This is a genomic window from Caulobacter sp. FWC26, from assembly GCF_002742645.2.
Classification (GTDB): Bacteria; Pseudomonadota; Alphaproteobacteria; order Caulobacterales; family Caulobacteraceae; genus Caulobacter.
Map to the genome: position 1 here is coordinate 3,362,139 of NZ_CP033875.1, position 26,703 is coordinate 3,388,841.

The 26,703-nt window shown below is 65.3% G+C and carries 19 protein-coding genes and 3 pseudogenes; 12 read left to right on the forward strand and 10 right to left on the reverse strand.

Annotation, left to right across the window (positions count from 1 at the left end; all coding sequences use genetic code 11):
* Positions 1-306 precede the first annotated feature (306 nt).
* From CSW63_RS17610 to CSW63_RS17625, 4 genes are all read right to left on the reverse strand, one after another.
* Complete coding sequence (locus tag CSW63_RS17610; protein ID WP_099503172.1) at positions 307-1,935, reverse strand: ABC-F family ATP-binding cassette domain-containing protein; 1,629 nt, start codon at positions 1,933-1,935, stop codon at positions 307-309.
* A gap of 86 nt (positions 1,936-2,021) precedes the next feature.
* Positions 2,022-2,828, reverse strand: coding sequence for a phosphonoacetaldehyde hydrolase (phnX, locus tag CSW63_RS17615; protein WP_099503170.1), 807 nt, complete (start codon positions 2,826-2,828; stop codon positions 2,022-2,024).
* Positions 2,828-3,964: a TIGR03364 family FAD-dependent oxidoreductase gene (locus CSW63_RS17620; protein WP_099503168.1), complete on the reverse strand. Its 1,137-nt coding sequence runs from the start codon at positions 3,962-3,964 to the stop codon at positions 2,828-2,830. Before CSW63_RS17620 ends, phnX begins: the two co-directional genes overlap by 1 nt.
* An 18-nt stretch (positions 3,965-3,982) precedes the next feature.
* Positions 3,983-4,174 (reverse strand): hypothetical protein, encoded by a 192-nt coding sequence (locus CSW63_RS17625; RefSeq protein ID WP_099503167.1) that lies wholly within the window; start codon positions 4,172-4,174, stop codon positions 3,983-3,985.
* Between CSW63_RS17625 and CSW63_RS17630 the strand changes: the two genes are divergently transcribed.
* Together CSW63_RS17630 and CSW63_RS17635 are read left to right on the forward strand one after the other, a co-directional pair.
* A complete protein-coding gene (locus CSW63_RS17630) occupies positions 4,173-5,063 on the forward strand; it encodes a LysR substrate-binding domain-containing protein (RefSeq protein WP_099503165.1) in 891 nt (296 codons plus the stop codon). The two genes, CSW63_RS17625 and CSW63_RS17630, sit on opposite strands and share 2 nt — an antisense overlap.
* Before the next feature lie 298 nt (positions 5,064-5,361).
* Positions 5,362-6,555, forward strand: coding sequence for a site-specific integrase (locus CSW63_RS17635; protein ID WP_099503163.1), 1,194 nt, complete (start codon positions 5,362-5,364; stop codon positions 6,553-6,555).
* Positions 6,556-6,750: 195 nt separating this feature from the next.
* On the opposite strand, the gene CSW63_RS17640 is transcribed toward CSW63_RS17635, so the two are convergent.
* Positions 6,751-7,011, reverse strand: coding sequence for a hypothetical protein (locus CSW63_RS17640; protein ID WP_099503161.1), 261 nt, complete (start codon positions 7,009-7,011; stop codon positions 6,751-6,753).
* A 146-nt stretch (positions 7,012-7,157) separates the two neighbouring features.
* On the opposite strand from CSW63_RS17640, the pseudogene CSW63_RS17645 reads away from it, so the two are divergent.
* The 4 genes and pseudogenes from CSW63_RS17645 to CSW63_RS17660 all read left to right on the forward strand — a co-directional run.
* Positions 7,158-7,370: pseudogene (locus tag CSW63_RS17645) on the forward strand (transposase); the annotation flags it as partial.
* Positions 7,371-7,491: 121 nt separating this feature from the next.
* Positions 7,492-9,006 (forward strand): IS21 family transposase, encoded by a 1,515-nt coding sequence (gene istA / locus CSW63_RS17650; RefSeq protein WP_066684306.1) that lies wholly within the window; start codon positions 7,492-7,494, stop codon positions 9,004-9,006.
* Positions 8,993-9,721: an IS21-like element helper ATPase IstB gene (gene istB, locus CSW63_RS17655; RefSeq protein ID WP_066684304.1), complete on the forward strand. Its 729-nt coding sequence runs from the start codon at positions 8,993-8,995 to the stop codon at positions 9,719-9,721. Before istA ends, istB begins: the two co-directional genes overlap by 14 nt.
* Before the next feature lie 197 nt (positions 9,722-9,918).
* Positions 9,919-10,901, forward strand: a pseudogene (locus CSW63_RS17660) (IS3 family transposase); the annotation flags it as partial.
* 15 nt (positions 10,902-10,916) lie between these two features.
* On the opposite strand, the gene CSW63_RS17665 reads toward CSW63_RS17660, so the two are convergent.
* The 4 genes from CSW63_RS17665 to CSW63_RS17675 all read right to left on the reverse strand — a co-directional run bounded on the left by CSW63_RS17665 (position 10,917) and on the right by CSW63_RS17675 (position 17,519).
* A complete protein-coding gene (locus CSW63_RS17665; RefSeq protein WP_099503159.1) occupies positions 10,917-11,891 on the reverse strand; it encodes a DUF3644 domain-containing protein in 975 nt (324 codons plus the stop codon).
* Positions 11,888-13,459, reverse strand: a complete 1,572-nt coding sequence (locus tag CSW63_RS23575) for an Eco57I restriction-modification methylase domain-containing protein (protein ID WP_210408494.1) — start codon at positions 13,457-13,459, stop codon at positions 11,888-11,890. The genes CSW63_RS17665 and CSW63_RS23575 overlap by 4 nt, the downstream gene beginning before the upstream one ends.
* An 18-nt stretch (positions 13,460-13,477) precedes the next feature.
* Positions 13,478-15,928 carry an Eco57I restriction-modification methylase domain-containing protein gene (locus CSW63_RS23580; protein ID WP_210408495.1) on the reverse strand — a complete coding sequence of 817 codons (2,451 nt, stop codon included), beginning with the start codon at positions 15,926-15,928 and terminating at the stop codon, positions 13,478-13,480.
* Between the two features lie 565 nt (positions 15,929-16,493).
* Positions 16,494-17,519 carry an IS110 family transposase gene (locus CSW63_RS17675; protein WP_099503157.1) on the reverse strand — a complete coding sequence of 342 codons (1,026 nt, stop codon included), beginning with the start codon at positions 17,517-17,519 and terminating at the stop codon, positions 16,494-16,496.
* 149 nt (positions 17,520-17,668) lie between these two features.
* Here CSW63_RS17675 and CSW63_RS17680 point away from each other — a divergent pair, with 149 nt between their 5' ends.
* From CSW63_RS17680 to CSW63_RS17700, 5 genes are all read left to right on the forward strand, one after another.
* Entirely contained in the window at positions 17,669-18,361 is a 693-nt protein-coding gene (locus tag CSW63_RS17680) for an IS6 family transposase (RefSeq protein ID WP_099503155.1), read from the forward strand.
* Positions 18,362-18,570: 209 nt separating this feature from the next.
* Positions 18,571-19,068: an RNA polymerase sigma factor gene (locus CSW63_RS17685; protein WP_168193683.1), complete on the forward strand. Its 498-nt coding sequence runs from the start codon at positions 18,571-18,573 to the stop codon at positions 19,066-19,068.
* A gap of 14 nt (positions 19,069-19,082) precedes the next feature.
* A complete protein-coding gene (locus CSW63_RS17690; RefSeq protein WP_168193684.1) occupies positions 19,083-20,099 on the forward strand; it encodes a FecR domain-containing protein in 1,017 nt (338 codons plus the stop codon).
* Positions 20,089-21,981 (forward strand): NAD(P)-binding protein, encoded by a 1,893-nt coding sequence (locus CSW63_RS17695; RefSeq protein WP_099503149.1) that lies wholly within the window; start codon positions 20,089-20,091, stop codon positions 21,979-21,981. Before CSW63_RS17690 ends, CSW63_RS17695 begins: the two co-directional genes overlap by 11 nt.
* A gap of 94 nt (positions 21,982-22,075) precedes the next feature.
* Positions 22,076-22,549, forward strand: a complete 474-nt coding sequence (locus CSW63_RS17700) for a Rid family hydrolase (RefSeq protein WP_099503147.1) — start codon at positions 22,076-22,078, stop codon at positions 22,547-22,549.
* Between the two features lie 192 nt (positions 22,550-22,741).
* On the opposite strand, the gene CSW63_RS17705 is transcribed toward CSW63_RS17700, so the two are convergent.
* Entirely contained in the window at positions 22,742-25,948 is a 3,207-nt protein-coding gene (locus CSW63_RS17705) for a TonB-dependent receptor (RefSeq protein ID WP_099503145.1), read from the reverse strand.
* Between the two features lie 416 nt (positions 25,949-26,364).
* On the opposite strand from CSW63_RS17705, the pseudogene CSW63_RS17715 reads away from it, so the two are divergent.
* Positions 26,365-26,664, forward strand: a pseudogene (locus CSW63_RS17715) (IS6 family transposase); the annotation flags it as partial.
* Positions 26,665-26,703 lie beyond the last annotated feature (39 nt).

A 26,703-nucleotide genomic window follows, 5' to 3' on the forward strand; every position in this document is an offset into this window, starting at 1 on the left:
TTAGCGGTAACATCGGTATCGAATGGCCGCAATGGCCAATTGACAGCGCTAGCAATCTTTTTTCGGCTCAGTTTCAGCGCGGATTTTTTGACGAGGATGTCGAAAGAGCCCACCCGCCCAGCACGACCTGGGCGCACTTTGTTTCCATGGCGCCGCTTAGGTTGCGTCCCATTTCGTGGCCGTAACCGATTACACGCGGTCAATGTCGCGCGTCGGTTTCGCCTTGCGGGGGGAATTCTATCGTCAGCCAAGACGCGCCATGGGCCGGCGCACCCGACGTCGCAGCGTCGAAGTCCTGACGCCGGCTTAGCCGCCGGGGTGCAGACCCGGCGCTTCCTGACCTGTGCGCGCGACGTACTCGGTGTAGCCGCCGCCGTACTGGTGAACGCCCTCGGGCGTCAGTTCCAGAACCCGATTCGACAGCGCCGCCAGGAAGTGACGGTCGTGCGACACGAAGAGCATCGTCCCTTCGAAATCAGCCAGCGCGGTGACCAGCATCTCCTTGGTCACCATGTCCAGGTGGTTGGTCGGTTCGTCGAGCACCAGCAGGTTGGGCGGGTCAAACAGCATCTTGGCCATGACCAGACGCGCTTTCTCGCCGCCGGACAGCACGCGGCAAGGCTTTTCGACGTCGTCCCCCGAGAAGCCGAAACAACCGGCCAAGGTCCGCAAGGCGCCCTGCCCTGCCTGCGGGAACGAGCGCTCCAGCGATTCGAAGATCGTCTCCTCGCCGTCCAGGAGGTCCATCGAGTGCTGGGCGAAGTAGCCCATCTTCACGCTGGCACCGATATTGACCACGCCCTGGTCGGGCTTGGTGTCGCCGGCCACCAGCTTCAGCAAGGTCGACTTGCCCGCGCCGTTGGCCCCCAGCACGGCCCAGCGCTCCTTACGGCGCACGAGAAAGTCGAGGTCCTGGTAGATCGGCCGCTCGCCATAACCCTTGTGGACGCCCTTCAGGCTGATCACGTCCTCGCCCGAGCGCGGCGGGCTCTGGAATTCGAACTGGACGGTCTGGCGGCGACGCGGCGCCTCGACCCGTTCGATCTTGTCCAGCTTCTTGACCCGGCTCTGCACCTGGGCGGCGTGCGAGGCGCGCGCCTTGAACTTCTCGATGAACTTGATCTCCTTGGCCAGCATAGCCTGCTGGCGCTCGTACTGCGCCTGGCGCTGGGCCTCGCTGAGCGCCCGCTGCTGGTCGTAGAAATCAAGGTCGCCCGAATAGGTGATCAGCTGACCGGCGTCGATCTCGATCACCTTGCCGATGATGCGGTTCATGAAGGCGCGGTCGTGCGACGTCATCAGCAGCGCGCCGTCGTAGTTCTTGAGGAACGACTCCAGCCAGATCAGGCTTTCCAGGTCCAGGTGGTTGGACGGTTCGTCCAGCAGCATGCCGTCGGGACGCATCAAGAGGATCCGGGCCAGGGCCACGCGCATCTTCCAGCCGCCCGACAGCAGCCCGACATCGGCGTCCATCCGCTCCTGACTGAAGCTGAGGCCGGCCAGCACCTCGCGGGCGCGAGCCTCCAGCGCATAGCCGTCCAGCTCCTGGAACCGCTCCAGCACCTCGCCGTAACGCTCCATGATGGCGTCCAGCTGGTCAGCCTGGTCCGGATCGACCATGGCGGCTTCCAGCGTGGCCATCTCGGCGGCGAGCGCGCTGACGGGACCGACGCCGTCCATCACGGCGGCGACGGCGCTCTGGCCCGACATCTCGCCGACATCCTGGCTGAAATAGCCGATCCGCATCCCGGCATCGATCGAGACGATGCCGTCGTCAGGCTGCTCCTGGCCGGTGATCATGCGGAACAGCGTGGTCTTGCCGGCGCCGTTCGGGCCGACCAGCCCGACCTTTTCCCCCTTCTGGACGCCCATCGAGGCTTCGATGAACAGGATCTGGTGGCCGTTCTGCTTGGAGATGTTGTCGAGGCGGATCATGGGCGCCCTGCTATAGCGCGCGGGGCCGGAACGCTAGAGCCTCTCTGGTTCGCCGATCGCCAGACGACGCGCGACAGGCGCGGGCTTCACGGCCGCTCGCCCCGCGCGATCCGCGACTCGATCTCGGCGAGAACGGGACCCAGCTGGGCGACGCTTTCGACCACATAGTGGGCTCCAGCCTCCCGCAGGACCACATCGGCGGCCCGGATCCGTTGGGCCCGGTCGTCGGCGGGTAGCGCCGCCAGGCTGTCCTGGTCCAGACCCACGCCGTTGCCAGACGCCGAGAGACCCACGGTCCAGGCCCCAACCTCGCGCCCCTCGGCGATCCCGACGACCGCGTCGTCCACCTTGACGCAGGCGCGGGCCGGCCACGCGCCGAGCTCGACCAGGGCTTTCCACATCATCAGCGGCGAGGGCCGCCCCGCCGCCGTCTCGCCGGCGCAAACCACCGCCTCGGGCGCGTAGCCCTGGCGCGCGGCCAAGGGGAGAATGTCGGCCATCATGGGCCGGGTGTAGCCGGTGGTCGAACCGATCCTGACGCCCCGGGCGCTCAGCACGGCGGCGATCTCGGCGGCGCCGGGGATGAGTTGGGCGCAGTCGCGGGCGGCCGCGCGCATGAGGGGTTCGACCGCGTCATGCAGCCGGTCGACGTCGACCTCGGTCGGCGGCGCGCCGTGGCGTTCGCGCCAGAGCGCCGCGATGCGGGGCGCGGCCAGCAGCGCGCGCACGTGGTCCCGTTTGGCCTTGCCCATGTCGGCGCGCGCCTCGGCCTCGGAGACCTCGATCCCCGCCTCGGCGAAGACATCGCGCAGGGCCAGGACGGGCGCCCGGCAGCCGAAGTCGATCATGGTGCCGGCCCAGTCGAAGACCACGGCTTGAAGGGTGCTGACCATCACGAAGCGGCTCCTGGGGTTACCGGGTCGAACAGACCCGAAATGACGTCTTCGGCCAGGCCAAAGGCGGTCGACGCTCCGGTGCCGCCCGTCACGGTCACAAGGCGAACGCCCGGCATGGGGCTTTCCACGAGACTATGCCGGTTGGCCGAGGCGTAAGTGCCCGTCCAGCGCTCCAGCACCGGCGGCGGAGCCTGGCCGAACACGGCGGCGAACTCGTCGAGGATCAGCGCGTCGACATCCTCGCGGCTGAACGGATCGGGCGTGGGGGCGTAGTGGTGGCTGTCGCCCACCACCAGCGAGCCGTCGGCGCTCTGCGCGACGATCAGGTGGACGCCATGCTCCAGATGCGCGCCCTGCTCGCTCTTCAGCCGCGCTGACAGCGCCCGGGCCTGCGGCAGGTCGGCATAGCCGAGATAGCGGATCAGGCCGAGGTCGGACATCACCGGGGCCGGCAGGCGCCAACCCGGATCGGCCAGGCGCATCATCTGCAGCTTGCAGCGCGTGACCCCGGCGCGGGCGAAGCTGTCGGGGAACAAGGTGATCAGGTCATCCCCGGGACAGACCACGATCGCCTCCGCCAGCACCGGTCCGGCGGCGGTCTCCAGTCGTCCGGTCTCGACGCCGCGCACGGCCACCCCGCGTAGGAAGGTGACCCCATGCGCGGCTTCAAGCCATGCGGCCAGACGGGGAATAGCGGTGCGGGATTCGACCCGTAGATCCACTGCGCTGGTCAGCGCGCCCAGAACCTCGCCCCGGACGGGCAGCCGGTCGGTCAGCGCGTCGGCGTCCCGCCAGGCGCATCCGTCGGCCATCTCGGTTTCAAGGAAGGCCTCCAGCACCGCGCGCGCTTCGGGCCGGCGCGCCACCATGGTCAAGCCGCGTTGCAGCACCGCGATCCCGGCCGGGCCGGCGATCTCGTCCCAGATCTGCGCCGAGCGCCGCGCCCGCCGCCAGACCTCGCCACGCGCCTGCCCGGTCACCGTCACGAAGCCGAAGTTGCGCACCGAGGCGCCATTGGCCTGGAAATCGCGGTCGATGACCACCACGCGCTTGCCCAGGCGCGCGGCGGCCAGGGCGTGGGCCAGGCCCACGATACCGGCGCCGACGACGGCGAAATCGAACGGTTGTCGCACTGCGATGGTCCCCGGCGTTCAAGCGGCGCGATCGTCGCCCGGAAGGGCCTCTCCGCGAAAGGCGGGACCGTCATGCGCCGCCGTGAGGCTGAACGCCAAGCGTTTGCCCTTATGGGCGGCATAGGCCGGACCTATCGAACCGCCGACCGGCTGCGCTGGGCGCCCCGTCACGGCGACGTCATGCGCCGCGCCTAGGGCTCTCCAGATCATGGCCGCCAACTACCAGCACCTGCGCACCTTTCACGCGATTGCGCTCGAAGGCAGCGTAACCCGCGCCGCGCGCCGGCTGAACGTCGCCCAGCCCACGCTTTCGCAACAACTGAAGGCGCTCGAGGAGCGCCACGGCGTCACACTGTTCGAGAGCCGCCGCGCGCCGCTCAGGCTGACCGAAGCGGGACGCGAGCTGTTCGCCCTGACCGAGCGCCTGTTCGCTGCGGCCGCGGATGTCGACGACATGCTGGGCGAAGCGGTCGGCGTGCGCGGCGGCGTGCTGCGGATCGGCGGCGACAGCCCGCCCCAGGTGGCGCGCCTGGTGGCGGCCTTTCGCGCGCAACATCCGGGGGCGCGGGTGCAGGTGCGGATGGGCAATGCGCGGGAGACCATGCGCTGGCTGGGCGCGGCCGAGATCGACGCCGCCATCGCCAGCGACCCGCCGGCGGACGGCCAGTTCACCTACGACCCTCTCTACACGGACAGCCTGAGCGTCGCCCTGCCGATCGGCCATCCCCTGGCCGCCCTGGACGCCACCCCCATCGAGCGGCTCGCCGCCGAGACCCTGCTGCTCCGCGAGCCCACCTCCAAGACCCGCGCCTTCACCGAACAGGCTCTGGGCGCGGCCGGGATCGAGGTGCGCGAGACCCTGGAGCTGCACTGCCGCGAAACGATCCGCGAGGCGGTGGCCCTGGGACTTGGGGTGAGCCTGTTCTGCTCGTCGGAATGTCCCCCAGACCCCCGCATCGCCTACCGCCCCCTCGCCAGCCCGATCCGCCAACACCCCCTGCGCGGCTACCTCGTCTGCCAACAAGACCGCCGCCGCAGCACGCTCATCCGCTCGCTCCGAGCGATCGCGAAGGCGTTGAGCGAGGCGTTGGAGGAATGATGATCGGGGTAGTAGTGGCGGTGAGAGAGTCCGCCAAACCAGTATTCCCATACCGCATCACAGCGTCCCACAAAGACCCACTATCACGTTGATTATAATGGACTAATTTTCGCGCCTGTGTCACTCTGCCCCTCAGCTACCCACCCGATCCTGAGTACAAAATGGGACCGAAAGTGGGACCCGAAGTGGGGCCGAAAATGAGAGCCGGCGAATTTCGCCGGCACGACAGGCCGGGGCTGCCGGAAGTGGGACCGAGCGGCTTCTGCAAAGTGGGGCCGAACTAAGCTGGAGGCTTGGCATGGGACGTTCACTTCACAAGCTGACCGCGATTCAAGCCGCGAAGCTCAACAAGCCAGGCCGCCATTCCGACGGCGGCGGCCTCTATTTGTCGATCGATGAAAGCGGGCGTCGGCGTTGGGTGTTCATGTACACGCGAGCCGGCAAGCGAGTTGAACTTGGGCTTGGAGGCCGGCGCGACTTTTCCCTGGCGGACGCGCGCGCGGAAGCGGCAACTTTACGTGCGATGCTGGCGTCGGGCGCCGACCCCAAGGTCGAGCGCGCTAGGGATGACAAAGTCCAGACCTTCGGCGCCTGCGCCGACGCTTATGTCGAGGCCATGCAGCCTTCGTGGCGCAACGCCAAGCACGCCGCACAATGGAAGATGACGCTCACCAAGTACGCCGCGCCGATCCGCGAGCGCCCGGTCAACGACATCACCACTCAGGACGTTCTGGATGTCCTTCAACCGCTGTGGACACGCACGCCCGAGACGGCCGAGCGCCTACGGGGGCGGATAGAAAATGTCTTGGATGCGGCGAAGGCCAAAGGATTGCGCACTGGTGAGAACCCGGCGCGGTGGCGGGGCCATTTGAACCAACTCCTACCCAAACGGCAGCGCTTGAGGCGCGGGCACCATGCGGCATTGCCCTACGACCTCATGCCCGAGTTTATGGCCAATCTCCGCACGCGCAGTGCGGTTGCAGCTCGTGCCTTGGAGTTCTTGATTCTAACTGGCGCGAGATCGGGTGAAGTGCTGGGCGCGACTTGGGATGAGATCGATCTCCAAAAGGAGATCTGGACGGTGCCCGCCGATCGCATGAAGGCCGGCCGCGAACATCGCGTTCCCCTCTCAGGCCGCGCCATGAAAATCGTCGCCGAGCGACTTGAGGCTGGCTCGGTCGGTCATGTTTTCCGAGGCGCGCCATCGGCGTCGGCGTTGTCCTCCATGGCCATGGCGATGCTGCTGCGGAGAATGAAAAGCGACATCACCGTGCACGGCTTCCGGTCCACGTTCCGAGATTGGGCCTCGGAAACGACGGGCTTCTCCCACGAGGTTTGCGAGATGGCCTTAGCCCATACAATCGCCAATAAGGCGGAGGCCGCCTATCGTCGCGGCGACCTGTTCGACAAGCGCCGTAAGTTGATGGAAGCGTGGGCCGGATATTGTTCAGGTGGGACAAAGCAAAGAGTGGTCCCCTTGCTCCGAGCCTAAGAAATTTTTCCGGGGCAAATTTGCGTCAACAGGCGCCTTTGGCGTACCTCCAGAAACGAGACACACTGCTCTAGACCCGAATACGGTGCCACTCTGACTTGGGGCGTGCCAATATCGTAGGTGAAGATCGGTTCCTTGGCCGCCAGTTCGCTGACGACGCGCATCACCTGCTGCAGGTTATCAGCCACCTTGTAACTAGGCTGCGGGGGCCTGTCGCCGATAAAGGTCCGGGTGCTGCTGGCACTCTTCCAGCACCCGGTTCACCCATGGCTCATACCAGCACCACGTATTCCCGACCGCCACAGCCCCATAGCCTTTGGCCGGGTCTTTCGCACTCAACCGCTTCCACAGTTTCGTGTGGCTATCCATGGTGAAACGGTTCCAGCCCTCAGCACGGACCTTCTTCACCACTTCGCCTGGCAGGTACTTGCGCTTCTCGACTTCCTTCAGCGCCATTTGGAATTTGTCGTCGATTTCAGAGCCGGGCGGAACGATTTCAACGGCAAGGTCTGCGCCGGGGGCCCGGTTGGCCGTGCGGTGGTGACCTGCCCCTGATTTTTTCCTCCACGCGGAGCTAGAGTTCGGCCCTTGAGAGGACGGACATGAAGCGAGCGAGATTTACGGAAGAGCAGATCATCGGGATCCTGCGGGAGAACGAGGCTGGGGCGAAGGCGGGTGAGCTGGCCCGCAAGCACGGCGTGTCGGAAGGCACGATCTACGCCTGGAAGGCCAAGTTCGGCGGCATGAGCGTGTCGGAGGCCCAGCGGCTGAAGACGCTGGAGGACGAGAACCGGCGGCTCAAGTCGTTGCTGGCCTGTGTTCCGGCTTGCAAAACTAACCCCCTTCTCGGGGAGATAGGCGTCCAAAGTTGACCCCCTATCCTTGAGGCTTTGATGGCCAGATCGGCGGCTTGTGGAGCTGCGGATCGAGACAGGGATGTTGGTATTGGAGACGGTGGCGAAGATCCGGCGCGAGCATTTCGCGCGGGGTAAGGGCGTGAAGACGATCGCGCGGGAGATGGGCCTGGCGCGCAACACGGTGCGCAAGGTCTTGAGATCGGGAGAGACCTCTCTGGTCTACGAGCGGCGCGAGCAGCCGCACCCCAAGCTTGGGACCTTCATCGAGCGCCTGGAGGGCATGTTGGAGGCCAATGCCTCGGGCCCTCGTAAAGACCGGCTGACGCTGACACGGATCGCCGACCTACTAAGTCGTGAGGGATACGACGGTAGCTATGATGCGGTTCGGCGCTACGCGAGCCGCTGGGCTGATCAGCGCCGGGGCGTCAGCTCGCCGGTCGAGGCCTTCGTGCCCCTGAGCTTCGCGCCGGGCGACGCCTACCAGTTCGACTGGAGCCACGACCAGGTGGAGATCGGCGGCACGCCGCTGACGGTGAAGGTGGCCCACCTGCGGCTCAGCCACAGCCGCCGCTTCTACATCCGGGCCTATCCGCGCGAGACCCAGGAGATGGTGTTCGACGCCCATGCCCGGGCCTTCGCGCTGTTTGGCGGTGTCACCCGGCGGGGCATCTACGACAACATGAAGACCGCCGTGGAGGCGGTGTTCGCCGGCAAGACCCGGCGCTTCAACCGGCGCTTCGAGCAGATGTGCTCCCACTACCTGATCGAGCCTGTGGCCTGCACCCCGGCCTCGGGCTGGGAGAAGGGCCAGGTGGAGAACCAGGTCGGCTACGCCCGCGACAACATCTTCAAGCCGCGCCCTCGGTTCAGGACCCTGGAGGAGCTGAACGGCTGGCTGGAAGCCGAGTGCGAGCGCCGGGCCCGCAACGACCGTCACCCCGAGTATCGCGACCGCACAGTCCAGGAGGTGTTCGAGGCTGAGCGGCCGTTCCTGGCGCCGTTCGTAGGGCCCTTCGACGGCTTCCACCAGGTCGAGGCCGTCGCCCAGGCCACCTGCCTGATCAACTTCGACCGCAACCGCTACTCGGTGGAGGCCAGGGCGGCGCGCCGGGCGGTGCAGATCCGAGCCTATGCCGACCGGGTCATGGTCCTGTGCGACGGCGAGGTCGTGGCCGATCATCCCCGCGGCTTTGGGCGCGACCACACCGTCTATGACCCCTGGCACTATCTGCCTGTCCTGGCACGCAAGCCTGGGGCGCTGCGCAACGGCGCGCCGTTCCAGGACTGGTCTCTGCCGCCCGCCCTGACCCGGCTGCGCAAGCGACTGGGCTCGGGCGACGAGGCCGATCGGCGCTTCGTTCGGGTGCTGGCCAGCGTCCTCGACGACGGCCTGGACGCCGTGGACGACGCGGTCCGCGAGGCCCTCGACGCCGGCGCCGCCAGTGACGAGGTGATCCTCAACATCCTGGCCCGACGGCGCGAACCGCCCAGGCCCGAGGCGATCACCACGTCACAGGCCTTGGCCTTGCGTCATCCGCCGATCGCCGACTGCGCCCGCTACGACCTGCTGCGAGGTCCCCGTGCAGCGGCATGAGATGATCGAGGCCCTGGGTCAGCTGGGCCTGAAGGGCATGGCCGCCGCGTTCGACGACGCGGTGACCACGGGCCTGCAGCGCAACCGCACCGCCTTGGAGATGCTGGCCGACCTGCTCAAGGCCGAGACCGCGCACCGCCAGGCCGCCTCCATCCGCTACCGGATCACCGCCGCCAAGCTGCCGGCGATGAAGGATCTGGCGCGCTTCACCTTCGACGGCTCGCCGATCAATGAGGGCCTGGTCCGCGCCCTGCACAGCGGCTCGTTCCTGGCCGATCACCGCAACATCGTCCTGGTCGGCGGCACGGGCACCGGCAAGACCCACCTGGCCATCGCCATCACCGCCAACGTCGTGCGGGCCGGCGCCCGTGGCCGCTACTTCAACACCGTCGATCTGGTGAACCGCCTTGAGGACGAGGCCCGGCGCGGCAAGACCGGCGCCTTGGCCGCCCAGCTCTCACGTCTGGACGTCGTGGTGCTCGACGAGCTGGGCTACCTGCCGTTCGCCCAGTCCGGCGGCCAGCGCCTGTTCCACCTGATCAGCAAGCTCTACGAGCGCACCTCGGTGATCATCACCACCAACCTGACCTTCGGGGAGTGGCCCACCGTCTTCGGCGACGCCAAGATGACCACGGCGCTGCTCGACCGCCTGACTCATCACTGCGACATCGTCGAGACCGGCAATGACAGCTGGCGGCTCAGGAACCGCGCCTGACCGGCGCGCCCAGCGTCATCCACAACTTGTTCAACCTCCCCCAGACCCCCTCCGGGCAGCTGAAAGATCAGTGGCTCACTAGGCGGCGACGCGCTGCGCTAGCTGACCGCTACGCGCCTCGCCGCCGGTCCGGGAACAGAGCGTAGAGGGGTCAACTTTGGACGCATATTGGGGGTCAGCTTTGGACGCCGTTTGACATGCTGGCCGACGCGATGCTCGACAAGGCGGCGTTGAACGAGCTGCTCTCAAAAAAATGGTAGGGCCCGCCGCCATGCGCGAAGGCGTCGCTCATCTGCGGACGGTGTTCGAGATCAGCGAGCGGCGGGCCTGCTCCATCGTCAAGGCGGACCGCAAGATGGTGCGCTACCGATCGCGCCGCCCGCCGGATACCGAGCTTCGCGAGCGTCTGCGCGGCCTGGCCGCCGAGCGCCGGCGGTTCGGCTATCGACGGCTGTTCGTCCTGCTGCGTCGGGAGGGCGAGCTTTCCGGCAAGAACCGCATTTACCGGCTCTACCGCGAGGAGGGCCTGACGGTGCGCAAGCGTCGGGCTCGCCGCCGCGCCATCGGCACACGGGCGCCGATCCTGGTGGAAGCCAAGGCCAACGCCCGCTGGTCGCTGGACTTCGTGCACGATCAGTTCGCGGGCGGGCGCCGGTTCAGGGTTCTCAATGTGGTCGACGACGTCACCCGGGAATGTCTGGCGGCGATCCCTGACACTTCGATCTCGGGCCGGCGCGTGGCGCGGGAGCTGTCGTCGCTGATCGCTCGACGCGGCCGGCCCGGGATGATCGTCAGCGACAACGGCACGGAGTTCACCTCGACGGCCATTCTGGCCTGGGCGGAGGATCATCGCGTCGCCTGGCATTATATCGCGCCGGGCAAGCCCACTCAGAACGGCTTCGTGGAGAGTTTCAACGGCCGGATGCGCGATGAACTGCTCAACGAGAGCCTGTTCTTCAATCTCGACCACGCCCGCCAGAAGCTCGCCGCCTGGGCCGAAGACTACAACACCCGCCGGCCGCACTCGTCGATCGGCTACCAGACCCCGGCGGCCTATGCCGCGCTCCTGAACGCAACTGGCCGACCCGCTGCGCAATGTGGAAGCTCCACGGCTCGGCCTGTTGCTACAACCGCGCCATCGGGCGTAACCAATGCCGAGACTCTGGTCCGCGCTGGATGAAAGATCAGAGGCAGGTCAGTGGACCATGAAGACCCGGTAGGCGAATCTCGGATCGGCTTGCTGTTCGAGCGTCAGGTTCTGCTCGAAGCCCTCCATGCGCGTGACGATGTGACCAGGCAGGCCGCTCGCCTTCTTGAGAAGCGCCCTCTGGTCTGGGCTGAAGGTGACGAACTGGAGGGCGATCGGTAGGCGACGCTCCAAGCCATACTGTGCGCCGAACTGCGATTTGATCGTGTCATTGAAGTTGATGCAGCAGGCCTGAAGCTTGGCGCTGACCGTGTCGTCGATCCGGCTGGTCGACCGATGCTCGATCTCATGCCGCAGTTCGAGAAGGAAGTTTAGATTGTCTGCCGCGCCGCGTTCGACTGGGCAGCGGTCGTGTTTGAGACATTGGGCGAGCTCCCAGTATTTGTCTGCCCCGCCGGGCGTCTTCATCACGACCTTCTCGCCGTTCTGGGTGCGTGTATGGCGATAGTCGATGCCCTCTCGTTTGAACCAAGCATGCAGCAGATAGGTCCAGGCGATCACCGCCGTCACGATGAACAGTTCGGCCCGAAAGGTGAGGCCTGCGCTATTGAACGTATGAACCGCCGAGATCATGGCCTCGCGCGCCTTGATCAACAGTTCGTCGCCTCGGATGCTCAGACCCGTTTCGGCATCGATTTCAGGCCACGAAGCTATGAAGCCGTCCAACTCCTCGACGGTCGCGGCCCTGACAGCCGTGTGCTTCGACTTGGTTCTGATCTCTGCGATGGCCCGATGGTTCACCGACCGGGTAGGTCTTGTGAAGTAGGCTAGGATGTCCTGATCGTTTGGCCATCGACCGTGATCAATCATGGCCTTGATCAGTGCGATCTCCCAGCGCTCCAGGGAATTGCCGCGCCGACGGACAGGTGTCTTTGGCTTTGCCGGTGCCGGTGCCGGAGCCGGTGCCGGCGCGGGAGGGGCTGGGACCGCTGGCGGCGCGTGACCGGCGAACGGCGTCTTCATCCCGCGATCACCGCGTCGGGTTCGCCGGCCAACAGGGCGTTGATCCACGCGAGCGCGAGGTCGCGGCTGCGGTAGCGACCGCCCCATTTGGCTCTTTCCTCGCGCTCCACGATAGGGAATGTCGAGTAGATGTAGCTGATGTCGTCTCGGCTGCCGGCCGGGTCGGCGGGATCGTAGACGCCGTAGAGGATAAAGTAGAGAGCATCCAGCTTCGCACGCAGGTTCAGGCGCCGGTCTTCGTCCCAGACGAACGGCGGCAGGACCTCGCCCTCCCCGTCCACGTGACCTAGGTCCTGAGCGAAAGGCGCTAGATCGTGAGCCGTGTAGCTCAGTTCGAGAACGGCCTCACGCACGATCTCGCGTGCGGTTTTAATCCCAATGGCGCGATCGTAGGCGGCGGGCGGGACAACGGGCAGCTGCTCGACGATATACCAGTTGAGGCTTGTCCCCTGAACCTTGGACCTTGCCACGTAGTCGAACACGACGGCGTCGAGATTAGCGAGGAGTAGAGCGGCGTCCGCAGAGGAGAACGCGCCATCTCGCGAAAGGATAAGTGGTGCCTTATTTCCGAAGCCGGACTTTGGCACCATAGCCGCGATCATGGTGCGAGCGTCGGTTGCTCGCGCTATATCACGGAACGCGATCACGGCCTCTTGACTAATAGATTTGTTAACCTCGTTCGCGGCCACCCAATACTGCGGCTCCGGCATGAAAGCCGGGTCCGCCTTCTGCTCGTTCGTGACTTCGCCGCTGAGCGCCGCGTTGTGGACGTTGGCAGCATTGACGGTGACGGATGCGGCCCGGTGGTCGAATTGATGGATCATTCGTCCGGCGTAAAGCGGCAGCCAGTCCCCGGACGCCGAACGGAACCGGTTGCCGCCGATGGGCCAGGCACCTTCGCGCTCTTCCAACTCCGCTCGCGTCCGAAAAAGGTGGCTGTCGTTGGTCATGTGGAACATGGTGGCGTAGCGAACAGGCCATGCCGCCACGGCCTCGGCACCCGATCGGTCCACCAGCACCGGAAGCCGCTGGTAGATGGCCGTGGTCAGCGCCATGTCGCGCCGCGACCGGAAGATGGGCGCAGTCCCGGTGTTGGGGTTCACGGCAGCAAAGTCGACAGCGGCTATCGGGAAGGCGCGGTCTTGGTTTCGCAGTTCATCCAGCGAATGGAGGTAGAAGGCACAGGTTGCGGCTTCGAACCTACGACCAGGACTGAAGGACAATACACAGAATTTGAAGCTGGCGTGAACGTCTGGGAAGAAAATCTTGCGGTTTTCAAAGTCGTAGAGCGCCTTCAGCCGCCCTTCAGTCGCCACGCCGCGAAAGAAGGCGCTCGCCGAGAGGTCGGAGGCTATTCCGCTAGGGGTAAGCAAGCCAACCATGCCGGCCGGTTTCACCAAAGCCTGCGCGCGCTCGACGAATAGGCTGTAGAGGTTGATGTCGCCCCGGCTGAGCAGAGGGTAGTGACCCGACGCCCGCGCCATTCGAGCCGTATCCAGCGCCCGCGCCTCGGCCTTCTCGAAATCAGCGTGAAGTGGGTCGTCGGCCTTCTTAAGCGCGGCGATCATCTTTGTACGGTCCGAAGCTCACTGTGCCAGCGCAATCTCGGGTCTACGCGCCGCGAACCATTCGACCTGTTGCAGTTTGATCCGGTCCCAGGGCGGATTGCCGACGACGGCGTCAAAACCACCGTGCCGCTCATGATCGTCCCAGTGGTCCCACACGCCGGGGAAGGCGATCTGCCAGTTCAGGAAACGCTCTTCAGCAATCAGTTCGCGAGCGCGGCGCCAGATGTTGGTAAAGGCCTCGAAATCTTCCTTCTTCGATCGCCGCCGCTCGGGCTCGCCACGACCGCGCGCTATGGCTAGAGCATCGCCAAACTGGCCGTCCAGCCAAAGCCGAATTAGGCTCTTCTCAGCCCTGTTCAGATTCAGCCAATCCAGGGCGTGCATGAACCTGACGAAGCTATCTAATGGACCGACCTGGGCTTCCACGTCGGTCCACATGGCGGCGGATCGGTGCGCCTCGGCGATCTCAGCGTCGGTGGCCAACTCGATCGTCTTCATCGCCAGCGCCTGGCGCTGGGCGTTCTTAAGAGCTTCGTCGTAGAGCAGTGGAGCGCCGAAGGAGTGGGCTTTATCGATTGCATCGCGCACCCATAGACCAAACAAGCTGTCGCCAGCGTGCAAGTGGTGATCGATAAACGATAGGGGGGCACCGACGGTGAAGGTGTGAAGCCACAGGGCGACTTTCGCGAGTTCGACCGCCATAGGGTTCTTGTCGACGCCGTAAACGCAGCGCTTTAGCACCATGCGCCGAACGATGTGGCGGTCGTCTAACTGAGCCTCGTCGATCGCCCACCCGGCGGCCCTGGCGTTCTTAAGGATGGTGGCACGAATGTCGTCGATCTTTTCGGCCAAGGGCGAAACATAGCCGACCTCCGCGCCCAAGGCGGCGGCCTCGGCCATGGCGTCCAGGACGTGGTCGGCCAATGTGTCGACTAGGCTCACCAAGAAGTGCCCCGATCCCATCGCCGGATCGCAGACGCGCAACGACAAAATCGCCTCTGCGGCGTCGGCGTCTTTCAGCGCGCGGCGACGGACACGCTCATCATCGTTCTCCGACAAGCCGGCGAGGGCCGCATGGAACGCATTGCGGCGCTCGTGGACGAGCGGCTCCAACGTTTCGTCCAGGATCAGACCGACTAGTTCATCGGGCGTATAGTAGCTGCCCGAGTTCTTCCGGGCGAAAAGGTTAGGTCGAACGGTCAGGTGCCCCGCTTCCCCAACCAAACCTTCCCGAACGATCTCAAACTCCAGCAGCCGTTCATAGATCGAGCCCAACTGCTGGACTGACAGGTCGCGGTAGTTGATGTACCGGCGTTGGCCGGTCGATCGCTCGAAGGACAGGGCGTCAAGGGCGGGCGCCATGACGCTGTCAGCGATCCGAGCGCCCGAAAGCAGGGTCGTGCCCGAAGTCGCGAACAAGCCGCCGTTGTAAGGCGGGATGCCGATCGACGAGTCACCTTTGTCGACGATACGAGACAGGTCGGAGATGTGCCCCCAGACCTTGGCGGCGGTCGATGAGAAAGTGTCGCCATTGGTGACTCGCTCGCCAATTTCGAGGCGAACCGGTCGGAGCGCGTAGTCGTCATACCGCTCGTCGTTGACAGGCAGTAGATCCCGGTCCTCGGCGTAAAGCAAGAAGAGCAACCTGTAGAGCAGGATCAGAGCTGCATCCCGCACGTCATCCAGGGACGCCTCTGGCGCGGACTCTGCCAGTGCGCGGGCCAGGCTGGGAAAGACTTGGTCGAAGACCACCTGCGCGAGGCTGGCCGCGACCCTCTCTTCATAGAAGGCAGCCTCGGACTTGGCGCGCTCGTGGAACGTCTTTTGGTCGACCCCGGTCGGCAAGAATGCCTCGCGGCCGAACATGACTGCGAAGACGCGCAGCCAATGATCTTTGGCTTCGTCGTCGATAAGCAGATCGTCGCCAATAAGACCCAGCACGCGGCCGAGATCGATCTCAAGAAACTCCTCCGAGATCGACCGAGCACCGGCCCAGTAGAGCCTCCAGCGCGGCCCGTTGGTTAGGACACCCCAGCGCAACTTGCCGCTTGTCAGGTCGTCGATGCGCCGCAGGTAGCGCAACATCTGCGTCGACGGCGCAGTAGTCTCATTACGCCCCGACGCGCGGTCGAGGGGTCTTGCCCAACGCTTGCTCTCAACGACAGCGAGACCGTGATCGTAGCGCCGCCACTGCTCTGGCAAGGCGTTGGCGGCGGCCTTGGCGGCGGCATCCGCGAACAGCAGGCCGTCCGGTACGTCGTCGCGACCGCTGACTGTGAGGTTCTGTTGGCGCAGGGACTCCGACCAGCCCAGCGCGGCCAGCACGGGCCAGATGAAGTCGTCTTCAGTCTGGCTCTCATTGGTCTTAGCACTCTGGGGAAAAGCTTTAGCGATCCGGTCCAAGTTGCCTCGGAGGGTCGTCACATCGACGGCCTGATACGCCGGCGACGACTTGATCGCCTCGACCAAGTAGTCCGTGCTAAAGAGACTTCCAGCGGTGAAAAGTCCAGAATCGACCAAGCGCGCACCCATTTGCTCTATGGTTTAGAGGCGGAGGCGACGTTGGAAAAGCAACAACCGCAGCGCTCTGCTAAAGTCTCAACAACTTGGCGCCACGAGGTTGGTTAGGCGGAAATGCCATCATCCTTGGCGGGACCTAGGCGGTATGCGGCTGGATCGGCGATCCAGCGATTGATCGCGGACTCATGCCAGCCCGCACCGTGAGCGCTGATCGGGACCTGGCGAGGAAAAGGGTGCTGTCATCTGTGGACGGCCCCTGATCTGCAAGAGGTAAGTTCGGGTTTGAAGGGGTGATCTGCGGGGTGCGGACATCTGTCCGGCCTGTTGGCGCGGTGTCGATGACCGCTGGCCCTGATGGAGTCCGCGGGTCGGGTCCCTAATCAGTCTATCGGGCTTGGAAGCTCCGCCAGCACCTCGGGTCAGCCCGCCTGCGGCCGCGTTCAGATCGTCACCGTCATTCCCATTCGTCCCTCTGCAGCTTGGGGCGACGGCTCCGTGGCCGCCGCGATCTCGGTCAGGCCATGGCAGGCGGCCTGTAAGCCTCTCCTCGGGTCATGACCGCCCAGGCGATGCGGGCGGTCTTGTTGGCCATGGCCACGGTGACCACACGGGCGGGGCGTCGTTCGAGCAGGGCGCGGGCCCAGTCGGCCGAGGCCAGGGACACGCCTGTTCGGATGCGCCGGATGACCGAGGTCGCTCCGACCACCAGAAGCTTGCGCAGATAGCCGTCACCCATCTTGGAGATGCGACCTAGCCGATCCTTGCCGCCGGAGGAGTTCTGTCGGGGAACCAGGCCCAGAAAGGCGGCGAACTCCCGGCCGGATCGGAACAGGGAGGGATCGGTGACGCTGGCCGACAGGGCCGTGGCGCTGATGATCCCGACGCCGGGGATGGTCGCCAGCCTCTGGCTGATCTGGTCCTGGCGATGCCAGGCCAGCGGCCGACGTTCGAGTTGATGAATCTGGACCGCCAGGGTCTGGAGTTGATCCGCCAGCATCACCAGGGTTGATCGCGCCAGGTCGGGCAGAACCTCATCGCCCGCCGCTCGCACCCGGTTGACCAACTCCGCGACCCGCCCAGCGCCTTGAGGCGCGATCAGCCCGAACTCGGCGCAGTGGCTGCGGATGGCGTTGATAAGCATGGTGCGCTGACGCACCAGCAGTTCCCGTGTCCGATGCAAGGTCAGTATCGCCTGGCGCTCCGCGCTCTTGACCGGCACGAACCGCATGGTCGGCCGCGTCACGGCTTCGCAGATCGCCTCGGCGTCGGCGGCGTCGTTCTTCTGTCGGCGGACATAGGGCTTCACATAGTTGGGCGGCATCAGCCGGACCTCATGACCCAAGGCCGCCAGTTCCCGGGCCCAGTTGTGCGCCGTCGCGCAGGCCTCCATCCCGATCTGGCAGGCCGGAAAGCTGTCGAAGAACTCCAACACCTCCGACCTGCGCAACTTCCTGCGCAAGGTGACGGTTCCAGCGTCATCGACGCCGTGAACCTGAAACACGCTCTTGGCCAGATCCAGGCCGATTGTCATAGTCTTCATGGTGGATGGCTCCCGCCGCTGTGGCTGCTTCAACGACAACCACTCTATGGCGCTCTCGACGCCGGACGCAGGGGCCGTCCACACCATCAGTCTAACGCTAACCGGTCTCCGCATCATGGTGCGGCCAAGCCCGTTGGCGGAGACTGAGTTTGAAACCGCTATCGTTTAAGCGCCACCGTTTTCCGGCCGACGTCATCAGATACGCCGTCTGGCTATATTTCCGATTTAGCTTGAGCCTCCGCGACGTCGAAAGCCTCCTCGCCGAGCGCGGAATCGAGGTCAGCTACGAGACGATCCGGTGCTGGACCAAGAAGTTCGGCCCCGCCATCGCCAGGCGGTTGAAGAAACTTCGCCCCTCCCCTTCGCCCCGCTGGCATCTGGACGAAGTGGTCTGCCGGATCGGCGGACGGCACATGTACCTCTGGCGCGCGGTCGACGACGAAGGCGAGGTTTTGGAGCTGCTGGTGCAGCGCCGCCGCGATACGAGGGCAGCTCGCAAATTCCTCGAACGACTACTGCGCCGCCAGCCGATCGAGCCCGAAACCATCACGACGGACGGCCTGTCGTCCTACTCGGCGGCCCTGCGGGCGCTGGATTTGGAGCACCTTCATCGGCCAGGTCGGCTCCGGGAGAACAATCGTGCCGAGAACTCTCACCTGCCCGTCCGGCAACGGGAGCGAAGAATGCAAGGCTTAAAAAATCAGCCCTCAGCCCAGCGCTTCCTGTCCACCCACGCCGCCGTCTACAATACCTTCTCCGTTCAGCGACATCTGATCAGCCGCCCCAACCTTCGCCGCTTCCGCGCCGAGGCTCATGCCGCTTGGGCGAAGGCCACCGCCTGAAACGACTAAGTATTGGCTCGCTTCGACTTGTCGCGGTTAACCTGACAGCACCCCGTGCTCCTCGCCTCCGCTAGCTTGCCGCTTGTTCAGGCGCTGGCGCGCTTTCTTCCCTCCGTGCGGTCGATATCGAGCCGGGGGACATTTTTCTTACGGCATCGAAGCCCTGCTGCGTCCTACGATCAGGAGGCTTCAGCATGCCAGCGTCGGCCATGAGAACACCGCTTGAGCAAGTCGTCATCGACTACTCGGGACCGCTCGCGCGCTTTTTCCAGCGACGCATCCGGGCCGGCCAGGAGGCGGACGATCTCGTCCAGGAAGTGTTTGGGCGATTGGCCCGGCAAAACCTCTCAACGGTCGACAACCTCCACGGCTACATCTTCCAGATCGCCGCCAACGTTCTGCGCGATCAGGCGCGCCGGGCCAGCACCCGCGCCTTCATTGTCGCGCAGTCTGGTGATTTCGACGCCGAGGACCAGACAAGCTTCTCGCCAGAACGGGTGCTGCAAAGCCGCGAAACCCTGCAGAGCCTGGTTTCGGCGCTCTACGAACTGCCCCCCTCCGTTCGCAACGTTTTCAGCCAGTATCACTTCGACGGGGTCTCCCAAGTGGAGATCGCCCGGCGGATGGGCATGTCCTTGAGCACCGTCGAAAAGCAGATGGCCAAGGCCAACGCCCACCTCCTCAAGCGTCTGCGGAAGATCCTATGAACAGGACGCCGGACATGGATCAGATCGAGGCCGACGCCGCTGCCTGGGACGCGCGACTGCGGCGCGGCGATGCGACCGAGCGCGAGCGCATCGCCTTCCAGGCTTGGTTGCTGGAAGCCGAAGAGCATCGCCATGCTCACGAACGCCTGCAAGCCGCCCTGTTCGCGCTTCGCGCACAGGCCGACCTGCCCGAGCTCAGCGCCTTGCGCGACGCTGCACGCCAGAGCGCCAGGCGCATGGATCGCTGGCGTTTCGCCTTCGGCGCCTGTGCGGCCGCGGCGCTGGTCCTGGCGGTGGGCCTGGCCTTCAACATCAATCGCGGCGCGGAGGCATGGGCCGTCCTGCACGGCGCCAAGATCTACGCCACCACCTTGAACGAACGGACGCAGATCGTCCTCGCCGACGGCTCTGCGGTGACGCTGGACTCGAACACACGCCTGGCGGCTCGGCTGAGCCCGGATCGCCGGGACATCACCCTGCTTTCGGGCCGCGCCCTCTTCCACGTCGCCAAGGATCGCCAGCGCCCGTTCGTGGTCCGCGCGCGCGATCGCACCGTGACGGCTCTTGGCACCGTCTTCGACGTCGGTCTCTCGCCCCGCAGCCTGCGGGTGACGCTGCTGGAGGGACGCGTGGCTGTCCGCTCCGTACAGGCCGGCGGCGTTTCCCGGGAGTTGGCGCCGCGCCAGGAATTCGTTGAGCGCGACCGCGCCAGCGCGGTCGTGCGGATCGTGGACCCGGACAAGGCGCTTGGCTGGGTCGATGGCCAGATCTTCTTCGAGAACGACACGCTGGCGCAGGCCGCTGACGAGATGAACCAATACTCGCGCCTGAAGATCGTGGTCGATCCGGCCATCGCGGATCTGAAGATCAACGGCATGTTCCGAGCCGGCAACCAAACCGGCTTTGTCGGCGCGCTGCAAACGACCATGCCCGTCGAGGTCCGTCCCGACGAGCACGGCCAACTCTTGGTCACGAGACGGCCCAGCGCCGTTCGTGACGCCGCGATCGTCGGAGACGCAAGTGAGCAATAAGCAGGAAGACAAGCGGCTGGGCATGTCTGCCCGGGTCAGCCGGCGCGACGTCGTCAACGGAATCCTCGCCGGTAGCGGCGCGGCGTTGATGTCAGGCTGCGCGACCGGCGCCGACGCGGCCGAGGCCGCAGGTCCCGTGCGCGACGCCTTCACAGGTCGGGGCGGCGTGGGCGACTACGCCCTGTCGAACGGCAACACCCAGGCAGTGATCAACGCCGCGCACAGGGTGCGCGACATGACCTTTGACGAGCTGCCGTCGGCCGACGACAGCGAACAGGTCGACCTGGTGATCGTTGGCGGCGGTCCGGCCGGTCTCCTGACCGCCTTCGACTACGCAAATCTGACCGGCGGCAAGAAGACCAGCCTGATCCTGGAGAACCATCCGGTCTTCGGCGGCGCGTCCAAGCAGAACGATTTCCTGGTCAACGGCGTTCGCCTGACCGGCCCCCAGGCGGCGAACGATTTTGGCGTACCGGCAAAGGGGTCGGGCGCGATCCTGGACAGGGTGTTCGACGACCTGGCCCTGCCGCGCGAGTACGACTTCGCCAGCTTCGATCCCAAGTTCAAGCCGCTGCGCTTTGCCTGGGACAACTACACCAACATGGACGGCTTCGGTGAGCGCCTGGTCGACATCGGCTACCATTTCAACGCCACGGACGGCGCCCCCTCGCCTCGCCTGGAACGAAACATCTGGGACGACGATCTGGCTCGCACGCCGTTCTCGCCCGAACTCCGCCGCCAGCTGCTGGCCTGGCGCGCCAACGCCGGCGGAACCTCCAACCTCACTCCCGAGCAGCTCGATGGGATGAGCTACGCCCACTACCTTGAGGTGGTGAAAGGGTACGACCCGGCGGTGACGCGGGTGGCGCGCCCGCCCATAGCCTTGCTCACCGGCCTAGGCATGGGCGCGGTGTCGGCGCTTGCCGCCAGCCGCTACGTCACCAACAACGCCCGTCAGACCATGTCCTTCCCGGGCGGCAACAGCGGCATGGTGCGGCCACTGATCAAGAGAATGTTCCCCGGCGCCATCGGCGGCGAGGACACCTTCGCCGACATCCAGAGCAAGCCGATCAATTTCGCAGCCTTCGACCGTCCTGGCCAACCAACCCGGCTGCGGCTGGGCGCGACGGCGGTCAAGGTCAGCCATGCCGACAAGGCCGGGCAGGAGGGCGGTGTCCTCGTGGTCTACGAGAAGGACGGTCGTCTTCATCAGGTGCGCGCCAAGGCCGTGGTCATGGCCAGCGGCGGCTGGGTGAACCGCAGGGTACTGACCGACATGCCCGCCGATATCGCCTCAGCCTATGGCGAGTTCATCCATGGCCCGGCCCTGGTCATCAACGTCGCCCTGACCAACTGGCGGGCGATGTACGACCTGGGCGTGACGGCGCTGCGCTGGTTCGACGACGCCAACATGCTGGGCTTTAGCGGCAACATCCGCGCGCCGATGCTCGTGGACGGCATGACGCCGCCGCTGGATCCCGACAAGCCTGCGCTCTTCACGATGTACATGGGCGTCTACCCCGTCGAGGGCGAGGACGCGCGGGCGCAAACCGCGGCCAGCCGCACCAGGCTCCTGGGAACGCCCTACGCCACCTACGAGCGGATCGTGCGCCAGCAGCTGGCGACGATCCTGGCTGGAACCCGCTTTGATCCAGCCAAGGACATCGCCGGCATCGTCATCAACCGATGGGGCCATGCCCGTGTCGTACAGCCTCCCGGCTTCTTCCTGGGCAAGGACGGTAAGCCGAGCCCTCTGAAGGTCGTCGCCAAGGGCTACGGGCGCGTGATCATCGCTCACTCCGAACTCAACGGCGCCCAGAACGCCCGCGGTGCCTTCGAACACGGCGCGCGCGCGGCCAAGGAAGCCGCGGCGCTGACGTGATCCTCCGCGTCCGCCTGTCCGACTAGTCCCACGCCGCCGCGCGCACTCGCACGCGGCGGCTTTTCTTTTCACCCACCGAACTGGAGAACAGACAATGCGTATAGCCGCATCTCTTACCGCCCTCGCCCTCCTTTGCGGGGCCTCGACGGCCTCGGCCCAGGAGGTCGTCCGGCACGGCCGCGAAGGGGCGATGCTGCTGGAAAGCGTCGAGCTCGGCGCCGGCGCCAAGACCATCATCCTCGGCGGTTATGCGGCCGCCCCGCTCGATCCCAACGACCGCTCCAAGGGCTTTGGCGACACGAAGGCCCAAACGATCAGCACACTGAAGAAGATGCAGGCAGTGCTCGAGAAGCGCGGCTACAAGATGTCCGACATGGTCAAGATGAACATCTTCGTGGTCGCCGATCCGGCGCTCGGCAAGGCCGACTACGCGGGGGTCAACGCCGGCTTCAAGGAGTTCTTCCTCACCACGGCCAACCCCAATACGGTCGCCCGCACCGCCTTGGAGATCAAGGCTATGCAGAGCCCGGATCTCTATGTCGAGATCGAAGGCTGGGCCTCCCGCTAACACACGCTAGACACCCAAGGCCGAAAACGCGATCGCCGCCCGAAAGGGCGGCGATCTTCGTTTCCAATGGAGCGAGCGGCTGGGGGTGGTCTTAGCGAGGGGACCTCGCACGTTCCAACGCCTGGAAACAAACTCCACACGCCCATCCGCGATCGCTCTATCGCGGATGGGCGGGCTCAGGTGGAGGCGTGATCAGAAGCGGAAGCGCGCTCCGACGCGATATGCCCGCCCCAGAAGATCGTACTGGCTGGTGGTGCCGAAGGCGTAGGCCACACTGAACAGACCGGGGATCGGATTGGGATCGCGGTCGAGCAGGTTTTCCACGACGCTGAAGACAGTCACGTTCCGGCCCGCGATCTTCAGATCATAGTTCTGCGCGAGCTCCACATAGGCCGCCGAGCCGAAGTGATTGATCTCGTCGGCCACGCCCTGGGCATTGGTGCTGGCGAAGTTGCTGAGACGCCCGCCCCCTAGATAGCGCACCGAAACCGTCGTGCGGCTGGGACCATAGGTATAGGTGCCCGTAAGCAGACCGTTCCATTTCATCGTACCGGGCAGGCCAAGCTGATCCGTCAACGTTCCGGCCAGCGCCGTCTCGTTCTTCAGGGTGTTGGAGGCCAGAAGACGAAGGTCGACCGAGCCCCTCAAGCTGTCGCTGAAGCTGGAAAGGTCGGCGCGATACGAGAACTCATAGTCGACCCCTTCCACCGCCTGCTTCTGGGCGTTGACGCCGCCGATATAGATGGTCGCGCCTTCGATGCCGCGGCTGCCGGGCACGCGGATGATCGAGGCGCAAGACGCCGGGTCTTGCTGCACGCCCGCGCCGTAGCACTGGTTGATCAGCTGCTGCGCGCCGATGGCCACGATCGCGTTGCCGATCTCGATCTTGTACCAATCGACCGAGGCGCTGAAGCCCGGCAGCCAATGCGGCCGATAGACGAGGCCCGCGGTCCAGGTCTTGGCCACCTCGGGCGCCAAGTTCGGGTTGCCGCCGCTGATCGTGTAGGTGGACACAGTCGGACCGCCCGGCTGGCTGGCGTCGACGAAGGTGTTCTGAAACGCCGTGCCAGCGGCGAAGAGATCGCTGAGGTTGGGCGCCCTGATGTCACGCGAGCGGGTGCCGCGCAGACGCAGGTCGTTATTCACCTCCCAGGTCAGCCCTGCCTTCCAGGTCGTGACCGCGCCGCTGGTCGAGTAGTCGGTGCGCCGGACCGCACCGTTGAAGTCTACGCTCTTGAAGAACGGAACGTCCTTGATCAGCGGGACCAGCGCTTCGCCGAACACTTCCTTGACGGTGTAGCTGCCTTGCGAGGCGCTGAAGTTGCCGGTGTACCAGGCCGATTGCAGCGACAGAGGATCGGCCGTCGCCGTAAATTGCTCCTTGCGATACTCAAAGCCCGCAGCGATCGACACCGGACCCGCCCAGGTGGAGAACGGCTCGTACTGAGCGTCGATGGCCCAAACATCCTGCTGGATATCCAAATCCTGCCGCGCTTGCAGACCTTCCTTGACGCCCAGGACCCAGTTGATCGCTTCGATGCCAGGGGCGCCGATCCCGAAGATGTTCAAGGGCACGCAGCCATTGCTGGCATTGCTCAGTTGCGACCGACAGATCGCCTGCCCGGCTGGCACGCCGGCCACTCCGCCCACGGCGGGATTGGCGATAACGTCGATGGCCTGATTGTAGCGGGCGACGATCGGATTGTTGTCGCGCGTGTACCAGACATCGCTATCGCCCCGCTGATAGTAGGCGCTCCACTTCCCGGTCTCCAGGAAACGACCTTCCAGCGCGGCCAGGTAGCGGTTCTGGCGGCGATAGTAGCCCGCCTCCCCGCCGTGGCCGCCCGGCGTGACCAGATCATAGTTGAGACGCCCCATCGTGAAGCCGGCCAAGTTGTTGGCGACCATCGCCTGGCGGACCGTGGCGGGGATGAATGGATTGTCGATACTGACATTGATGTTGGCCATTCGGTTGTACTGGGACGACCAGTTGGACGCATCGGAGCCACCGCGCGAGGCCTCGAAGATAGCGGTGACGCTGTCAGTCAGCTCGTAACTGGCGCGACCGTAGACAGCCCAGTTCTTCACCGGCGGCAGCAGCGGCCAGATGCGCGCGATGTCCTCGACCGTGCCACCAGCCTGATAGTCCCCGCTCTGGATCGGTCCGAAGGTGAACTGGCCCACCTGGGCGTTCTCGCCGAACATCAGCCCGCGCAGGGGGCCGCTCGTGATCAGCCCGCCCGGAGTCGCACGGCCATAACCGATGTCATTGCGAACGATCCGCCCCGGTTGACCATTGGTGGCGGTCCAGGCGGGATTGGCGATCATCCGGAAGCCCGGCTGATACCAGTCCCGGCTCATGACGGAATCTACGCCCTTCCCGTCGAAATAGTTCCCGCTCAGCAGCAGGTGACCGCGACCGCCCGCGAACTTGGCGCCAAACGCCAGGTCGGCCGTATAGGTCTCACTGTCGCCCTCTTCGGCGACACCGGCGCTGGCGGAACCTTTCAGGCCGGTGAAGCGGGTGTCGAGAACGAAGTTGACCACGCCAGCCACCGCATCCGAGCCATAGGCCGCCGAAGCGCCGCCCGTGACGATGTCCACCCGCTGGAGCAGATTGGTGGGGAGCAGGTTGATGTCGACGGCCGAGTTAAGACCCGCGGAAACCACCCGGCGTCCGTCCAGCAGGACCAAGGTCCGCGTCGGCCCCAGATTCCGGGCGTTGAGCAGGTTGGCGCCGCCGCCGGTGGTGCCGGCGCTCAAGGTCGTCGTACGTGGCGACGTCGGCTGTCCCATCTGCGGCAATTGGTTGATGTAGTCGGCAACGTTGGTCGGCGCCCGGCTCTCGAGCGCCTCCTGCCCCAGCACCGTGGTCGGGGTCGGCGCCTGATAGCCGTCACGAACAATGCGCGAGCCCGTGACCATCACCTCTTCGACGACCTGCGGCGCGCTATCGTCAGAGGGCGGATCGCTCACGGCCTGTGAGACCGGCGCGGCCTGACCATAGCTGATCTTTTCGAGCAAGGCTGAGGCGCTCCGCGCCGTGGCGACGGGCGGCGCGCTCACTGCCGTGGAGGGCGCTTGCGTACGGCCGAGGGTCACGACCGCACCTCGATCGGAGGCTGGCTGCAGGCCCGTGCCCTTGAGCAACGCGTTCAGCGCCGCGCGCGGCTCCAGACGTCCCTGCACGCCCGCCGTACGCCGGCCCGCGACCAGAGCGCTCGGGACCATCATCTCCTGGTTCGCCTGCCGCGCGAAGGTGCTCAGCGCAACACTCAGCTCTCCAGGAGCGATATTGAACTCCCGCACCCGCTCGCCGGCCGCCACGGGCGTCGCCGCCAGCGAAATCGCGAGCGCCGTCGCCGAACAGCCGCCATAGATCGAAAGCCTGTTACGCATGTTGCATCCCCGATAGCTGAGAGGCCCACGGCCTTTTCAATTCGGGGGACGCAGCACCGTCACAATCCCGCCAAAAAAAGATTCACGCGGGGCCCAACCGCGCCCGTCAGCCCCCTCGGCGCCCATGACATAGGCGCCTATGCAAGACGTCTTGCCGCTCGCCAAACAGAGCTGGTCCGGGCGCTGACCAAGTTCACCCCACCCCTGCCCGGCTATCACCCCTACTACCCGAACCACCTCCAGGCCTCGCCGGCCTTCAAGCTATTGGTCGAGGCGCTAAGGGCGCAGGTGGCATGCGCCATTCGCCGCAATGCGCGCACGTCAGGAATCGATAACCGTCGGGAAGAGCGCTGTCAGTCCAACGGTAACCGGTCTCCGCATCATGGTGCGGCCAAGCCCGTTGGCGGAGACTGAGTTTGAAACCGCTATCGTTTAAGCGCCACCGTTTTCCGGCCGACGTCATCAGATACGCCGTCTGGCTATATTTCCGATTTAGCTTGAGCCTCCGCGACGTCGAAAGCCTCCTCGCCGAGCGCGGAATCGAGGTCAGCTACGAGACGATCCGGTGCTGGACCAAGAAGTTCGGCCCCGCCATCGCCAGGCGGTTGAAGAAACTTCGCCCCTCCCCTTCGCCCCGCTGGCATCTGGACGAAGTGGTCTGCCGGATCGGCGGACGGCACATGTACCTCTGGCGCGCGGTCGACGACGAAGGCGAGTGACGTGACCCCCATTTCTCATCCAGCGATAACGAGAGT

Excerpts from the sequence above, each read along its gene's own strand:
- CSW63_RS17610 (WP_099503172.1), bottom strand. The coding sequence starts at position 1,935 with ATGATCCGCCTCGACAACATCTCCAAGCAGAACGGCCACCAGATCCTG.
- phnX (WP_099503170.1), bottom strand. The coding sequence starts at position 2,828 with ATGGTCAGCACCCTTCAAGCCGTGGTCTTCGACTGGGCCGGCACCATG.
- CSW63_RS17630 (WP_099503165.1), top strand. The coding sequence starts at position 4,173 with ATGGCCGCCAACTACCAGCACCTGCGCACCTTTCACGCGATTGCGCTC.
- CSW63_RS17625 (WP_099503167.1), bottom strand. The coding sequence starts at position 4,174 with ATGATCTGGAGAGCCCTAGGCGCGGCGCATGACGTCGCCGTGACGGGG.
- CSW63_RS17635 (WP_099503163.1), top strand. The coding sequence starts at position 5,362 with ATGGGACGTTCACTTCACAAGCTGACCGCGATTCAAGCCGCGAAGCTC.
- CSW63_RS17640 (WP_099503161.1), bottom strand. The coding sequence starts at position 7,011 with ATGGCGCTGAAGGAAGTCGAGAAGCGCAAGTACCTGCCAGGCGAAGTG.
- istA (WP_066684306.1), top strand. The coding sequence starts at position 7,492 with ATGTTGGTATTGGAGACGGTGGCGAAGATCCGGCGCGAGCATTTCGCG.
- CSW63_RS17665 (WP_099503159.1), bottom strand. The coding sequence starts at position 11,891 with ATGAAGACGCCGTTCGCCGGTCACGCGCCGCCAGCGGTCCCAGCCCCT.
- CSW63_RS23575 (WP_210408494.1), bottom strand. The coding sequence starts at position 13,459 with ATGATCGCCGCGCTTAAGAAGGCCGACGACCCACTTCACGCTGATTTC.
- CSW63_RS17675 (WP_099503157.1), bottom strand. The coding sequence starts at position 17,519 with ATGAAGACTATGACAATCGGCCTGGATCTGGCCAAGAGCGTGTTTCAG.
- CSW63_RS17685 (WP_168193683.1), top strand. The coding sequence starts at position 18,571 with ATGAGAACACCGCTTGAGCAAGTCGTCATCGACTACTCGGGACCGCTC.
- CSW63_RS17690 (WP_168193684.1), top strand. The coding sequence starts at position 19,083 with ATGGATCAGATCGAGGCCGACGCCGCTGCCTGGGACGCGCGACTGCGG.
- CSW63_RS17700 (WP_099503147.1), top strand. The coding sequence starts at position 22,076 with ATGCGTATAGCCGCATCTCTTACCGCCCTCGCCCTCCTTTGCGGGGCC.
- CSW63_RS17705 (WP_099503145.1), bottom strand. The coding sequence starts at position 25,948 with ATGCGTAACAGGCTTTCGATCTATGGCGGCTGTTCGGCGACGGCGCTC.